This window comes from Pseudonocardia sp. CA-142604 (genome assembly GCF_050948475.1).
GTDB lineage: Bacteria > Actinomycetota > Actinomycetes > Mycobacteriales > Pseudonocardiaceae > Pseudonocardia > Pseudonocardia alaniniphila.
In genome coordinates this window covers 208,889-223,297 of the sequence record NZ_CP192045.1, presented here as the reverse complement: position 1 = coordinate 223,297, position 14,409 = coordinate 208,889, and the positions used below count along the sequence as shown (strand labels likewise).

Annotated in this window: 11 protein-coding genes; 5 read left to right on the top strand and 6 right to left on the bottom strand. The window is 69.6% G+C overall.

The window, feature by feature from the left end; genetic code table 11:
• Window positions 1-46 precede the first annotated feature (46 nt).
• Entirely contained in the window at window positions 47-247 is a 201-nt protein-coding gene (locus ACQPZQ_RS01070; protein ID WP_241040357.1) for a hypothetical protein, read from the bottom strand.
• Window positions 248-419: 172 nt separating this feature from the next.
• On the opposite strand from ACQPZQ_RS01070, the gene ACQPZQ_RS01065 reads away from it, so the two are divergent.
• The 3 genes from ACQPZQ_RS01065 to ACQPZQ_RS01055 all read left to right on the top strand — a co-directional run bounded on the left by ACQPZQ_RS01065 (window position 420) and on the right by ACQPZQ_RS01055 (window position 4,439).
• Window positions 420-2,474, top strand: a complete 2,055-nt coding sequence (locus ACQPZQ_RS01065; RefSeq protein ID WP_433291056.1) for an NAD(+) synthase — start codon at window positions 420-422, stop codon at window positions 2,472-2,474.
• Between the two features lie 53 nt (window positions 2,475-2,527).
• Window positions 2,528-3,076 carry a hypothetical protein gene (locus tag ACQPZQ_RS01060; RefSeq protein WP_433291054.1) on the top strand — a complete coding sequence of 183 codons (549 nt, stop codon included), beginning with the start codon at window positions 2,528-2,530 and terminating at the stop codon, window positions 3,074-3,076.
• A 220-nt stretch (window positions 3,077-3,296) separates the two neighbouring features.
• Window positions 3,297-4,439 carry a Vms1/Ankzf1 family peptidyl-tRNA hydrolase gene (locus ACQPZQ_RS01055; RefSeq protein WP_433291052.1) on the top strand — a complete coding sequence of 381 codons (1,143 nt, stop codon included), beginning with the start codon at window positions 3,297-3,299 and terminating at the stop codon, window positions 4,437-4,439.
• Between the two features lie 8 nt (window positions 4,440-4,447).
• On the opposite strand, the gene ACQPZQ_RS01050 is transcribed toward ACQPZQ_RS01055, so the two are convergent.
• From ACQPZQ_RS01050 to ACQPZQ_RS01030, 5 genes are all read right to left on the bottom strand, one after another.
• Window positions 4,448-4,711 carry a hypothetical protein gene (locus tag ACQPZQ_RS01050; RefSeq protein ID WP_433291050.1) on the bottom strand — a complete coding sequence of 88 codons (264 nt, stop codon included), beginning with the start codon at window positions 4,709-4,711 and terminating at the stop codon, window positions 4,448-4,450.
• A gap of 180 nt (window positions 4,712-4,891) precedes the next feature.
• On the bottom strand, window positions 4,892-5,878 hold the full coding sequence (locus tag ACQPZQ_RS01045) for a polysaccharide lyase (protein ID WP_433291048.1): 987 nt from the start codon (window positions 5,876-5,878) through the stop codon (window positions 4,892-4,894).
• A complete protein-coding gene (locus ACQPZQ_RS01040) occupies window positions 5,875-7,764 on the bottom strand; it encodes a right-handed parallel beta-helix repeat-containing protein (protein ID WP_433291046.1) in 1,890 nt (629 codons plus the stop codon). Before ACQPZQ_RS01040 ends, ACQPZQ_RS01045 begins: the two co-directional genes overlap by 4 nt.
• A complete protein-coding gene (locus tag ACQPZQ_RS01035; protein ID WP_433291044.1) occupies window positions 7,761-8,966 on the bottom strand; it encodes a glycosyltransferase in 1,206 nt (401 codons plus the stop codon). The genes ACQPZQ_RS01040 and ACQPZQ_RS01035 overlap by 4 nt, the downstream gene beginning before the upstream one ends.
• Complete coding sequence (locus ACQPZQ_RS01030; RefSeq protein WP_433299710.1) at window positions 8,963-9,772, bottom strand: hypothetical protein; 810 nt, start codon at window positions 9,770-9,772, stop codon at window positions 8,963-8,965. The genes ACQPZQ_RS01035 and ACQPZQ_RS01030 overlap by 4 nt, the downstream gene beginning before the upstream one ends.
• A gap of 1,232 nt (window positions 9,773-11,004) precedes the next feature.
• On the opposite strand from ACQPZQ_RS01030, the gene ACQPZQ_RS01025 reads away from it, so the two are divergent.
• Window positions 11,005-11,973 (top strand): alpha/beta hydrolase, encoded by a 969-nt coding sequence (locus tag ACQPZQ_RS01025; protein WP_433291042.1) that lies wholly within the window; start codon window positions 11,005-11,007, stop codon window positions 11,971-11,973.
• A gap of 229 nt (window positions 11,974-12,202) precedes the next feature.
• A complete protein-coding gene (locus ACQPZQ_RS01020) occupies window positions 12,203-14,404 on the top strand; it encodes an FUSC family protein (protein WP_433291040.1) in 2,202 nt (733 codons plus the stop codon).
• Window positions 14,405-14,409 lie beyond the last annotated feature (5 nt).

The following is a 14,409-nucleotide window of genomic DNA, read 5'->3' as shown; positions in this document are numbered from 1 at the left end:
TCACGGCGACGGCTCTGACGGTCTCACGGCGACGGCTCTGACGGTCTCACGGCGACGGCCGGGGCACCTCACACTCAATCCGTGGGTTCACTCCCAGGTAGTTCAACGGCCCGACGACGATCGTGACCAGCACCGTTCCGAGCTCGGCGCAGTTCACCTCCGACCGTTCGAAGTAGCCGCGCTGGTAGGCCGCGAGCAACCCGATCACCAGCCACAGGACGACGATCACTCCACCCACCCGGCCCATGCGCCCAGCTCCCCCCGAGATCGTGTACTCCCGGTACCCGGCACGCGACCGGCTCCAAACCGGACGAAGACCGCACCCGCAGCGCGGCTGACGTTCCCCCGCCCCGCAGGAAGGGCACACTTGCAAGCAGGATCCCGGTGTTGCCCTCACGAGGAAGGTCGTCTCCGCTCGCATGGACTTCCACTCCGCATACCGCCACGGGTTCGTCCGGGTGGCGGCATGCACGACCGAGACCTCGATCGCCGTTCCGGCCGCCAACGCCGAGGCGGTGCTGCGCGTCGCGCGTGAGTGCCACGACGACGGCGTCGGGGTGGCGGTGTTCCCCGAGCTGACGCTGTCGGGGTACTCGATCGAGGACATCCTGATGCAGGAGACGCTGCTGGACTCCGTCGAGGAGGCGTTGCTCGACGTGGTCACCGGGTCGGCCGACCTGCTCCCGGTGCTGGTGGTGGGTGCGCCGCTGCGGTTCCGCCATCGCGTCTACAACACCGCCGTGGTGATCCACCGCGGGCGGGTGCTGGGCGTGGCGCCGAAGTCGTACCTGCCGACCTACCGGGAGTTCTACGAGCGCCGCCAACTGGCGCCCGGCGATGACATCGTCACGACGATCCGGATCGGTGGCCCGGACGCGGGCGTGGACGTCCCGTTCGGCCCTGACCTGCTGTTCACCGCCACAGACGTGCCCGGGCTCGTGTTGCACGTGGAGATCTGCGAGGACATGTGGATACCGGTGCCGCCGAGCGCGGAGGCAGCGCTCGCCGGTGCCACGGTGCTGGCGAACCTGTCGGGCAGCCCGATCACCATCGGACGCGCGGAGGACCGCAAGCTGCTCTGCCGTTCGGCTTCGTTACGGTGCCTCGCCGCCTACATGTACTCCGCCGCGGGTGAGGGCGAGTCGAGCACCGACCTGGCCTGGGACGGCCAGACCATGATCTACGAGAACGGCGTGCTGCTGGCCGAGACCGAGCGCTTCCCCGAGGGTGAGCGACGCTCGGTCGCCGACGTGGATCTCGACCTCATCCGGGCCGAACGGCTGCGGATGGGCACCTTCGACGACAACCGCCGCCACCACTCCGCGCGCACGGACGAGTTCCGGCGTGTGGAGTTCCGCCTCGACCCGCCCCGCGGGGACATCGGGCTGCGCCGGGAGATCGAGCGGTTCCCGTTCGTGCCTGCGGACGAGTCGCGGCTCGAGCAGGACTGCTACGAGGCCTACAGCATCCAGGTCTCCGGGCTCGAGCAGCGGCTGCGGGCGATCGGGCAACCGAAGGTGGTGATCGGCGTCTCCGGCGGGCTGGACTCCACCCACGCCCTGATCGTCGCCGCGAAGGCGATGGACCGCCTGGGCCGCCCGCGCAGCGACATCCTCGGTTTCACCCTGCCCGGCTTCGCCACCGGCGAGCACACCAAGGGCAACGCGATGCGGCTGGCGCAGGCGCTCGGGATCACCTTCGAAGAGATCGACATCACCGACACCGCCCGGCTGATGCTGACGAACCTCGGCCACCCGTTCTCCCGCGGCGAGCCGCAGTACGACGTCACCTTCGAGAACGTGCAGGCCGGTCTGCGCACCGACTACCTGTTCCGGGCTGCCAACCAGCGCAGCGGGATCGTGCTCGGCACCGGCGACCTCTCCGAGCTGGCGCTCGGGTGGAGCACCTACGGCGTGGGCGACCAGATGTCGCACTACAACGTCAACGGCGGGGTGCCCAAGACCCTGATCCAGCACCTGATCCGCTGGGTCGTGAGCTCCAAGCAGTTCGAGCCGGAGGTCGGCGAGGTCCTGGAGTCCGTGCTCGGCACCGAGATCACCCCCGAGCTCGTCCCTACGGGCGAGGACGAGCAGGTCCAGAGCAGCGAGGCCATGGTCGGCCCGTACTCCCTGCAGGACTTCTCCCTGTTCCACGTGCTGCGCTACGGGTTCCGCCCCTCGAAGATCGCGTTCCTGGCGTGGCACGCCTGGCACGACCCCGACGCCGGCAACTGGCCCTCCGGATTCCCCGCCGACAAGCGCCCGTCCTACACGCTCGCCGAGATCCGCCACTGGCTGCAGGTCTTCGCGAAGCGCTTCTACAGCTTCAGCCAGTTCAAACGCTCCGCCCTTCCCAACGGTCCGAAGGTCTCCGCCGGTGGATCGCTCTCCCCCCGCGGCGACTGGCGCGCCCCCTCCGACATGTCCGCCCGAATCTGGCTGGACGAGATCGATCGCGAGGTACCCGAGGAATGACATCGACCCCCGGGGGTCGACGCCGAAAGGGCCTAGCGAGAGGATCGGGAGCCGTGTCCCGTTCCAGGCTCGCACTCATCGGTTCCGTCCTGGCCGCCGGCGCGCTCGCCGTCGCCGGCTGCACCGCCGCGCCACCCCCGGCTCCGGCCGCGCCGCCTGCCGCCGCACCGAGCGGTGCGCAGCAACCGGGTGGGCACGGCGAGCACGGTGAACACCAGGGCCACGAGTCCAGTGCTCCGGCTTTGTGGGCCGTGCAGACCGGTCCGCTCGGCGTCGTCACGACCGACGGCTCCGGGCACCTCATGTACCGGTCGGACGCCGACAGCGCCAACCCGCCCACATCGAACTGCACCGGAGAGTGCGCCCAGTCGTGGCTGCCGGTGCTGGTCACCGCGGGTGAGAAGCCCCAGCTCCTCGGCGTCGACCCCAGCGCGGTCGGCACGATCACGCGCCCCGAGGGCACCACCCAGCTCACGCTCGCCGGATGGCCCCTCTACCGCAACCGGGACGACCAAGGCGGCAACCCGAACGCCGGACGGAGCGGCCTGGACAACACCTGGTTCGTCATCACGCCCACCGGTGACAAGGCATCGGCAAGCTGACGGCGAGGCTGGTCCCTCAGCGGTCGCCCGGCGCGGTGTCCACGATCCTGCGGATGAGAGCCGCAAGCTCCCTGAGCATGGACAGGAACGGAGTGGGAGTTCGGCAGCCGGTGACCGCGCCTGCCGCACGTTCTCCCATCTCCGATCGGACAACCTGTCCGACACGATGGCGGTGCTTGCGACAGCGGTTCGTCCAGGGGCGTAGGGGTACCCGATCCACGTGGACCTGCACTTCCTCCGCCGGCTGACCGAACCCTCCGAGCCCTGCGCCACCGTGTACCTCGACGCCTCCCACGACAGCGAGGACGCCGAACACGCTCTGCGCCTGCGCTGGCAGGAGCGCCGCACCTCGCTGGAGGGGCAGGGCGCAGACGCCAGAGCGCTGGACGCGCTGGAGGACGCCGTTCTGAACGGCCGGCGGGCCGCGGGCCGCGCAGGCCGGGTGCTCGTCGCGCGCGGCGACGAGGTGCCACTCGACCGCTTCCTCCCCGAGCCACCCGACCAGCCCTCGGCCACCTGGGGGGCACCCGACCTCCTCCCGATGCTGCTGCAGCTGCCCGAACCGATGACCGCGGTGGTCGTGCGCGTCGACAAGGGTGGCGGCGAGATCCTGCTCGCCGACCCGAGCGACGCGGATGCCGAACCCGAACCCGTCGAGGAGTTCGAAGGTGAGGAGCACCCGCTGCACAAGGTGCGCGGCGGCGGGTGGAAACACCTCAAGATGCAGCACACCGTCGAGAACACCTGGCGCAGCAACGTCCGCGAGGTCGCCGAACGCGTCGACCGGCGCGTGGTCGAAACGGGCGCGCGCCTCGTCGTGCTGGCCGGTGAGGCGCAGTCACGCAGGCTGCTCCACGACAACCTCGGAGAAGAGTCGGCGAAGTACGCGGTGGAGATCGAGCACTCGGGCATGCCGTCCGGCGCGGACAACGCTGAGCTCGAGGCGGCGGTCGACACGGCGGCACACGACGCGAGCACCCGCGAACGGCTCGCGGTGCTGGATCACCTCGACCAGGTCGCTGCCCGCCCCGACGGGGCTTTCGCCCAGGGAATCCGACCGGTCCTGGCCGCGCTGCGGGCCGAACAGGTCGACACCCTGCTGCTCGACGGCGGCATCGAGCGTGCCGCGCAGGTGTGGATCGCCGAGCCCTCGACCCACGTCGCTCTCGAACGCGAGGAGCTCGAGGCCATGGGGGACGACCCGGTGGGCCAGGTTCCCGTGGACTCGGCGCTGCTGCGCGCCGCCGCAGGCTCGGGAGCGGCGTTCCAGCCCCTCGGTGGAGGGCGCACGGGGCTCGTCGGCCGTCCGGTCGAGGACGGGGTGGCGGCGCTGCTGCGCTGGGCGCCGGCAGCGAGCTCCTGACGGATCCGCTACAGCGGGTCGGCAGGAAGAGCCGGCGGGTGCGGCGGCGGGTAGCCGTAGGTGGGCTGGAACTCCACGGGAATGGAGCCGATGTCGCGGCTCAGGGTGCCTGCGTCGTGCTCGCACACCCATCCGCCGAGCTTGGCGACGTAATCCCAGCGCTTGCCGCGGACATCCCAGACCGGGGGGTGCTCCTGGGCCTCCGCGGCAGGTGTACCCGCCGCGATCGGTCCGTCGGGGATTGCCGCAGGGTCGATGTTCGGGCCGCTCATCGGTCGCCTCCGAAAGATGGACTGGCGAGCCGCGGTGGGCTCCACGGCGACGCTGACGGCGGGACGCTAACACCCCAGGGTGACGGAACGGCTACCGCCACGACCCGCGTTCGCGCGATGTCCACCGGTCCGTCACCTCTGCGAGCACTCTTTGCCACCGCTGCTCGCCGGCCCGCCGGGTCATGACGCGTCGCCCGTTCCGCAGTCCGCGTCGGCCATCGGGCGGGTGTCGGGCGCCGGCGTGTCGGGCGGAGGGGTGTCGGTGGTGAGGGTGAAGTCGGCGAAGTCGGTGTGTTGGTCGGTGGGTGTGGCCCAGGTGGTGTCGTCGCCGCCGAAGAAGGTGGAGAAGAACAGGCCTTGGATGCGGAGTTGGTCGGTGGTGCGGAATCGCAGGCCGGTGTGGTCGAGGACGAGGTTGTCGTCCTGCCAGACGGTGATGCGGCCGTTGCTGAGTCCGGGGGTGTTGAGCTGGACGCGTTGGCGCAGGGTGGTCCAGGTGCCGGGGGTGAACTGCCAGCAGCCGCGGCCGAGGGAGGTGCCGTGGTTGCGGGAGGTGGGCAGGTAGGCGTAGATCTCGCCGTTGCCGTCGGCGCGCCACATGTAGCGGGTGGAGAAGCCGTTGGTGCCGTCGGGGATCTGTTGTCCGCTGGTGGTGGTACCGCCGTAGAGGCCGGGGAGTTTGCCGCCTTTGACGAAGTCGAAGCCTGCGGGGAAGCGGAGTTGGTAGCGCAGGTCGAGGGCGTCGGTGGGGTGGGGGAGTTCGAGGTAGGCCTGGGCGCCGCCGTCGGTGCCGCCGGCGGATCGGCTGGCGGAGCCTGCGGGGTAGGTGATGCGCAGGAGTTTCCGGTCGGGTGGGGTGGTGGTGAGGAGTTGGGCGTGGTCGAGGCCGAAGTCGCCGTGGTCGGTGTAGCTCAGTTGGTTGCCCAGGAACTGTTGGAGCTTCGCCGGGATCACCTCGGGGTCCACCGACGTCACGCGCTCCGCGGGCGGCGCGGCCTGGCACGCGGCCAGTGCCGCCACCGCCACGACACCCGCGGCGATCCGGCCCCGGATACGTCCGCGCCCGTACCGTGCCGGGCGGTGCATCCGCAGCACCCGGCCACGGAAGCCCCCCGCCCGGGGCGAGGTCGGCCCGGCGGGTTGTTCGACGACGTGTCTGCGGATCATCGCTTCGGCGTGGGAGGGGGGTAGGCGGGTGGTGGTCGACGCCTCGTATCGGCTCCCGCGCGTCGCAGTCGGCGAACGTGCACCTGCTCCAGCACGAACGCCAGGAGGATGAGCGGGACGCCGATCGCCCCGAGCAGGTTCAGCGGGGGCAGGCTCAGCTCGTTGATACCGTGCTGACCCACCTGGCCGCGCACCGCCTCGAGTGCGTGCACCCGGGACGCGGTGAGGGTGAAGGGGCTGCCCGGGGCGGCGTTGATTCCCAGCGAACTGGTGGTGACGTCGATGTTGTGGGCGTGCACCGGCTGGGTCGATCGGGTGCGGATGCCTTCCCTGGACTGGCTGATGGTGGTGCCGGAGATCGTGGCCGCGGCGGCGACGTCGATCGCGGTGGCGCCGCCGGTGATGCGACCACCGATGATGCGGGTGTCCGGGCTGAACGTGCGCACGGCGTCGGCGGCGACGTGTTCGGCGACCAGGTCCTGCACCACCACGCCGGTGGTGTTCGGGGTGGCGACGACGCCGTGGTGCCCGCCGATCAGGGTGAGCCCGGTCAACGTGATCTTGCGGGCACCGCGCTCGATACGCACGCCGGTGCCCGAGTCGCTCACGCGCACGTCGGTGAGCTGCACGTCCTGGCCACCCACCGAGATCCCGGCCACCCGGGCGCCGTGGAACCTCGAGCCGGTGATGGTCAGCCCCTGCGTGCTCTTCTCCGCCACCACGCCACGGCGCCCACCCGTCGTTCGCACCCCTTCGAGCACTGTGTTGGTGGTGTTGATGTGCGTGAACAAGCCGACCGGCTGATCGGTGGCGGTGAAGCCGGCGATCAGCGTGTCGGTGGACCGGCTCACTCGCAGCCCGCCGGCCTTGTCCGCAGTGGTGGCGACTCCGATGACATGCGCGCCTTGCTGGCCGACCAGCACCATGCCGTACTCACCGTTGCCCTTTGTGGACACACCCGTGATGCGGCGGCCCGTCACGGATGCCACCGGACGGCTCGTGCTTCCCGCGGGGCGGCGGTCGGCACTGAGCATGGTGAACAGTAGGCCGTTACGGCCGTTGCGCTCGGCATGAACCTCGGTCATCGTCGTGCCGCTGTCACCGCGGAAGACGATGCCGTCGCCGGTGGACTCGGTGACGGTCAGCCCCTCGAGGCGCACGCCGTCGGACCGGGACAGCTCCACGCCGGTGCTGTTGCGCTGCAGCGTGGTGCGCACCAGCGAGCCGCTGCTGGCGGGGTTGAACGCGACCGCGGGCCGGCCGTTGTCGACCTCGTTGGCCGGAGTGCCCAGGTCGCTGATCGTGGAGTCGGTGACCTCCAGCCTGCCGCCGGCCGCGGCCACGATCGACGGCCGTCCGGGTGCGAGGGGCACCGGCTTCCCGGTGGCCGGATCGAACGAGGTGACCGTGACCCCGCTCAGGCTCAAGCGGCCACCACCGGTGTAGATCGACGCGGTCTGCGTCGTGCTGTCGCCGCCGGTGAGCCTCAGGGTGCGCACGCCGCTGACATCCAATGCGGTTCCCCTGGTCAGCACGATGGTGGCCCCCAGCTCCGCGGTGCCGTCGGTGATGGTCAGCCAACCCGGGGCGAGCATGCGGTCCAATGCCGCGAGGCTCAGCGCGGCCGAGCCCGAGGGCACCCGCTGCGACACCTGCCCATCGGTCACCACATCGATCCGGGTGTCCCGCACGATCACCATCTTGTTCGGACGGCCCCGGTCCTCCCACTGCTTCCGGATCCGCTGGTCCTCGGGGGCGAGTTGCACCGGAGCCGACCAGGCGATGGGCACGAGCGGGGGTGCACCGGCGGCGGTGCCCGTGCCGATTCCGAGGAACGCCGCGACCACAAAAGTGACGAGCAGAATGCTCATGTATACGCGCGTCATGCCGGAATCTCCTCCGGCTCGTTGTTGGTGCGGACGACGGTGCCGTTTTCGACGGCGACTTGGCGGGTGAGCCAGCGTTGTTGGCGGATGGTGGCCAGGGCGTGGATCTTGATGACGGCCATGAGCCAGGAGATGGCGATGTAGCCGGGGATGTAGAAGAACGAGGACGGACGCCGCCGCAGGTGGGGCAACAGCTTCGCCGACCGGCTGATCTGCCACCACAGGGCCAGCACGATCACGAACACCCACTGCCGCTCGACAATCGACGCGATCATGAACGCCAACCCCAGCAACAGCGTGAAACTCGACACCGCCTTGTCGATCATCGTGTAGGCCAGGAACGGGTGTCGCCAGACCCAGCGGCGTGAGAGTGCCCGTAGGTCGGAGCGCCAGGTGTTGCGGGCCCAGCGCAGGCGTTGGCGGATGAAGATCCGCCAGTGGTCGGGGAAGGTTGACCACACCTCGGCGGAGCGTTGCATGAAGGTTTTGTGTCCGCGTTCGAGGATCAGGGTGGTCAGGCGTTTGTCGTCTCCGGACAGGCACGGCACGCCGAGGAAGGTTTCGTGCATGAACTCGTGTTCGACCTGCAGCAGCAGCTCCCGCCGGTACACCGCGGTGCGCCCGGACAGGCAGGAGACGGCTTGGCCGAGCAGGCTTTGGGAGGCGTTCTCGTCGAAGTAGCGGTGGTCGAGGAACATGTCGGTGATCCGGGCCAGAAACCCCGACGAGCCGTAGACGCTCTGGCGGGTCCCGACCCCACCCATGCGGGGGTCGGCGAAGGGTTTGCACACCTGCTCGGCCACGTCCGGCGCCCAGATGGTGTCGGAGTCCACCAGCGCGACCAGGTCCCCGGTGGCGGCGTTCCAGCCCCGCCGCAGCGCGTCGCGTTTCCCGGGTACCTCGGTGACCAGCACCGTGACCGGGTAGCGGGTGGCGATCTGGCGGCAGGTGGTGTCGGAGGCGTCGATGACCAGGATGACCTCGTGCACGTCGTTGTCCAGCCACGATTCGATCGCCGCGGTGAACACCGCGGGGTCTTCCTGATACACCGGCACCACCACACTCACACTGGCCCGGTGCTGGTTCTCGATCGGGCGGTACAACACCGCCGGCACCCGCCGCACCAGCCAGCACGACCAGCGCACCAATCCCAGCACCCCCAGCGGGGTGCCCAGCAGGTAGTAGTACAGCGGCAGACTCATGACCGCCCAACACCCGACACCCCACCCGACACCGTGCCGGCGGGGGCGCTGGTCGGGGTGCGGGGCACCCCGTCCGGGACCGTAGGGGTGGGGGTGGTGTCGGTGTGCTGGTTGACCAGGGCTTCGAGGCGGTCGTTGGTGGCCACCACCGCTTCCAGCAGCGGCATCGCCACCCCCAGCTGCGCGGCGAACCCGAGGAACCCGCAGGTGTCCTTGGGCAGACACGCCCCGCCGTAGGGGGCGCCGCCCCGGATGCCGTACTCGGGGTTGAACGAGCCCTCCGCCGAGCGGGCCACCGTCGCCGCGATCGGATCCAACGCCACCCCCAACTCGCGGGCGACCAGCCACATCTCATTCCAGAAACTGATCTTCGCCGCGTTGAAGATGTTGTGCGCACACTTGACGAACTCCGCCTCCGCCGGATCGGCGAACACCCGCAGCTCACCCCCGAACGGCTTGAGCACCCCCTCCAACAACGCACACGTCTCCGGATCCCGCGACCCGATCACCGTCATCCACGGCCGCCGAAAGTCCTCGGCCGCCGACACCGCCCGCAGAAACTCCGGGTTGGCCGCCAACCCGAACCCCACCCCCGCCACCAACCCCGACGCCCGCTCCAACACCTCCCGCACCACCCCCTCGGTCGTGCCCGGCACCACCGTGGAACGCACCACCACCGTGTGCCGACCCGACGAACCGGCCAACGCCCGCCCCACCGCCTCGGTCCCCGCCCGAAACGCCCCCAAGTCATACGCCCACCCCACATGCGGAGTCGGCAACGTCAAAAAAATGATCGAATCCGACACCCCACCCAACTCCACACCCAACGACGCATCCAACCCCCACCCCCGCAACTCCTCCACCCGCCCCCGCGAAACATCAACAAAACTCACCTCATGACCCGCCTCCACAAACCCCCGCCCCGTCGCCAGACCAACCACACCCGAACCAACAATGAAGATCCTCGACGCACACGCCTCTCCATTCTTGACATTCAATCTGGACGAGTTCGGCGAAGACGCCCTCGAAGTCGACGCGAGCGGTGTTACCCAAGTTTTCGGGCAAGTAGTCCGCACCGATCGGACCCCGAATTGGATGGCCCGAGCGTGGAGACGTACGTAAGTCAGAGCACTCCGGCAGGCACGATCGGGGCAGCCGGCGAACGCGGCGATCAATCCAGAAATCCACCCTTTTCGCCACAAATCACCACGGCCGCCGCGCGATTGGTAACCGCTTCACTCCACGGTCCGGCCGCCTCGGCCCACGATAGGGGCACGCCGCTACCGAACGTGACGCCACGCTTATCAGCATTGCTAAAATTCGGAACCCGAAGGCAACCGAATCCAGGTCTCCCGGCTGCTACATTCAGGCGTCCGTCGAGTGGACCTGATGTCGATCTCGATCTACTCCATTGTCGGCAGCGACGCGCACGAGAGCGAGCCGAACCGTCCCGGTGTGGGTGACCTGCGGCGAATAGATCACCACGCCGCCCCACCACGTCCAGAAGCGGCCTCGACTCCTCGACGTCATGGCCATGCCGGGCCGAGCAGCCACGGCGGCACCCGATCGCTGCGATCACCGGCCCGCGACGACCTGCTGGTCACCGCCGGGCCCACGCCGACGAGCACGACGACGCGACAGCCCGGGACCCGGTGGGAGCATGGAGCCGACCGACCTCCGGCCGGCCTCGGTCACCCGGACCGGCCGCCTCGCCGGTTCCGACCACCTCGGACAGCGGCCCGCCCGCTCGTCTCCGCCATCCCCACACCGGCCGAGCCCCTTGCCGACAACTACGGCGAATCGCCTATCAGCAGCGAGCCACCCGGAAGGGCCGGTTGATCATAAAACAGATCTTCATTACTAATACCGATAATCATTCAATTCGCCTGTATCTACCGGTGAGCGGATCCACCTGACATAGCCCGGCCGGTCGGATACGATGCGCGCAGAAGTAACTTCGGCGGGTGATTACAAGTCGATGGTGACTACGTTGTCCACCGTCGCCCCACACCAGTCGAACTGGACTGATGGGTGCCCGATGCTGCTTCCTCGCCCCCCGTTCGACCCGGAGCTGGAGATGGCGCGTACCACGCTGCTCGCCGATGTCCCGGCATCGCTCACCCCCGAGATGGTGCCGGAAGGCCGCATTCGCACAGCGAAGTCAGCGGTTCCGATCGAGCACCTCATACACGACCGCCCGATCATCGTCGAGCACCTTCAGGCGCCCGGCCTCGCCACAGAACCAGCCGTCATCCTTTCCGTTCTGCGCCGCCCCGATTCCGCACCGAACGCGCCCATCGTGTATTTCACACATGGTGGCGGCTACCTCTTCGGCGACCGGTTCAGCCAGATCGATCTCGTTCTCGACTGGATCGAACGGCTGGGGGTCGTGGTGGTCACCGTCGAGTACCGGCTCGCCCCGGAGAATCCGCATCCAGCGCCGATCGAGGATTGTTATGCGGGTCTGCTCTGGATCTCACAGAACGCTCACCGCATCGGCGGCGACAAGGATTCGCTGCTCGTGGCCGGAGTCAGTGCCGGCGGCGGTCTGGCGGCGGGGCTCGCCCTGCTGGCCCGCGACCGTGGTGGGCCGCATCTGACCGGCCAGCTGCTCATGTGCCCGATGCTGGACGACCGCAACGACAGTCTGTCCGCGCAGCAGTTCGTCGGAGTCGGCGTCTGGGACGCGATCAGCAACGCCACGGCATGGGCGGCGCTGCTCGGCGCCGAGTGCGGCACCGACAGCGTCAGCCCCTACGCGGCACCGGCACGAGCCACCGACCTGTCCGGTCTTCCGAGTGCCTTCATCGACTGCGGTTCCACCGAGACCTTCCGCGACGAGGACGTCGACTACGCCGCGCGCCTGTGGGCCGCAGGCGTGCAGGCAGAGCTGCACGTCTGGCCCGGTGCCTTCCACGGCTTCGACACGTTCGTCCCCAACTCGGCCCTCGCCGTCGTGGCCCGACGAGCCCGTGAGCAGTGGCTGCGCCGTCTGATCATGTGCTGAGCGACGCGGTCCCGCGACCCACCCGGGCCTGGGCAGCGTGATCCTCGGCGCACGGCGCCCGACCGGCTTGCCGCGAACCTCGCGGCGGTCGATCTCACGCTCACCCCCGTGAACTGCGGCTCTGCACGCTCATCCGCCCCCTTCCCGCCGGTTCGCGACGACTACTGCCGTCACCGGCAGGAAACCTCAGCAGCCCGTTCGCAGGCCACCGCCGTGCAAGACTGGGTTGGTGTCGTGGGTCGGGGAGCTCCGCACCAAGCTGACCGCGATCGATCCGGGCCTGGTCCGACTGCGGCTCGCCGCGATCGGTACGGGGTCGATGGCGCTCGCCGCCGGGATCACGGCGCTCATCGCGAACCTGCCCGTCACCGTGGTTCTGCTCTCCGCCGTGCTGGCGATGATCTGCGTCGTCTCGGTCAACGAGCCCGAGCTGGTCCGCCTGCGGGTCACCACTGCGCTCATGGCGGTGCCGGCCTGCGCCGCGGTCGCGGCAGGCACGTTGCTGGCGCCCCACCATCTGTTCGCCGACATCGTGTTCGTCGCGGTGATGGTCGGCGCGGTCTACATCCGCAGGTTCGGTCCACGTGGGTCCGCGCTCGGGATGGCCGCCTTCAACGCCTACTTCTTCACGCAGTTCCTGCACGCCGCGCCCGACCAGCTGCCCTGGCTGCTGCTCGCCACCGCCATCGGCGTCGGGTCGAGCGTGCTGCTGCGGGGCTTCCTGTTCTCCGAACGGCCGGGGCGCACCCTCGTCCGGCAGCTGCACGCATTCGACGCCCGTGTGCACGACCTCGTCGGCGCGGTCGTCGACCTGTTCGCGGACGAGCCGGACAAGCTCGACGGCGACCTGCGCGATCTGCATCGCAAGCACGCGCGGCTGAACGAGACCGCGCTCCTCGTGTCGGCCACGGCGACCCGGAACGACTCGGCGCAGTCCGAGGAATCGGGCCCGACCGCAGGCGATGTGCCTCTGCGCGTGCTCGACGCCGAGCTGTCCGCAGAACGTCTCGCCGTGTCGAGCGAGCGTGTGTTCACGGCCGGCATCTCGCTGTCGCACGACACCCGCCGGATGCTTCTCGACGGGCTGCACGGGCTGCAGGCCGCCACCGCCACCGGCACACCGAACGCGATGGTCGCGGCACTGCTCGACGGAGCCGAGCGCAGCGTCGACCCCATCGTCGGGGAGACACGCGGGTACGGCGACCGCGTGCAGCGGGTGGCGTTCGCGGTGACGCGGCTCGCCCGGGCGATCAGGACCCTGCGGTGCCCCGACCAGCCGGTTCCCGAGGTCTCGGAGAGCCATCCCGGGGCGCCTCCGATACCCGAGTACACACCGAGCGACAGCAGCACCGAGACCGCGGACGAGGCCACAGCACCCCGCGGGATCCTCCTGACCACCCGTCAGGCCATCCAGGTGGGGGTCGCCACCAGCCTCGCGATCGTCGCCGGTGAACTCCTGTCGCCCTCTCGCTGGTACTGGGCGGTCATCACCGCCTTCCTCGTCTTCGCAGGCACCACCAGCCGCGGCGAGGTGCTGAGCCGCGGATGGGGACGCATCCTCGGGACGATCGGCGGCGTGCTCGCCGGGATGGGCCTGGCCCTCCTGGTGTCCGGCAGCCAGCTGGCCGCCCTGATCCTGCTCTTCGCGTGCATCTTCGTCGCGATCTACGTCGTGCAGCTCTCGCCGTCGTTGCTGGCGTTCTGGATCACCGCCGTGCTCGCGATCCTCTACGGCCTGATCGGGCAGTTCAGCGTGGCCACGCTGGTGCTGCGGATCGAGGAGACCGCCCTCGGCGCTGCGCTGGGGATCCTCGCGAGCTATCTGATCTTGCCCAAGCGCACCAGAGAGGCGTTCGGCGAAGCTCTCGACGAGTACGTCGACGCGGTCGACGCGGTGCTCACCACGTCGGTCGACCGCATCCTCGGGCGAGAGTCGGCCGAGCACTCGGTGGAGCTGGCGAAGAACGTGCACGACACGATGGCCACCCTGCGCACCCGGGCCGCGCCGCTCGACAGCCCGCTGCCGTGGCGGCGGGGACGATCGAGCTACCACCGCATGGTGCAGGTGCTGAGCGCCGTCGACCACTACACCCGTTTCATGGCGCGGCTCGCCGACCACGTGGATGCACCGGGATGGTCGGCGCTGTGCCCGGCGGTCGATCGTGTGCAGGCCAACCTCGACGGGCTGCGCCGGGCCGTGCTCCAACGCGATCCCCGCGAGATCCGCTCCGCCGAGGACGTGATCGACGCCGCGGAGTCCGACGCGTCGCGCCAGCCCGACCCGCACCGGCTGGAACGGCTCGCCGTCAGCCGCGTGTTGCGCCGGATCGACCAGGCTGTGTGCACGCTCGCGGAAGACCTCCGCCTGCGCGAACGGGCGCAGTTGCACGAGAGCGCACGCGCACCGTCGGGAGCAGGCTCGAAGATCTGACCCGA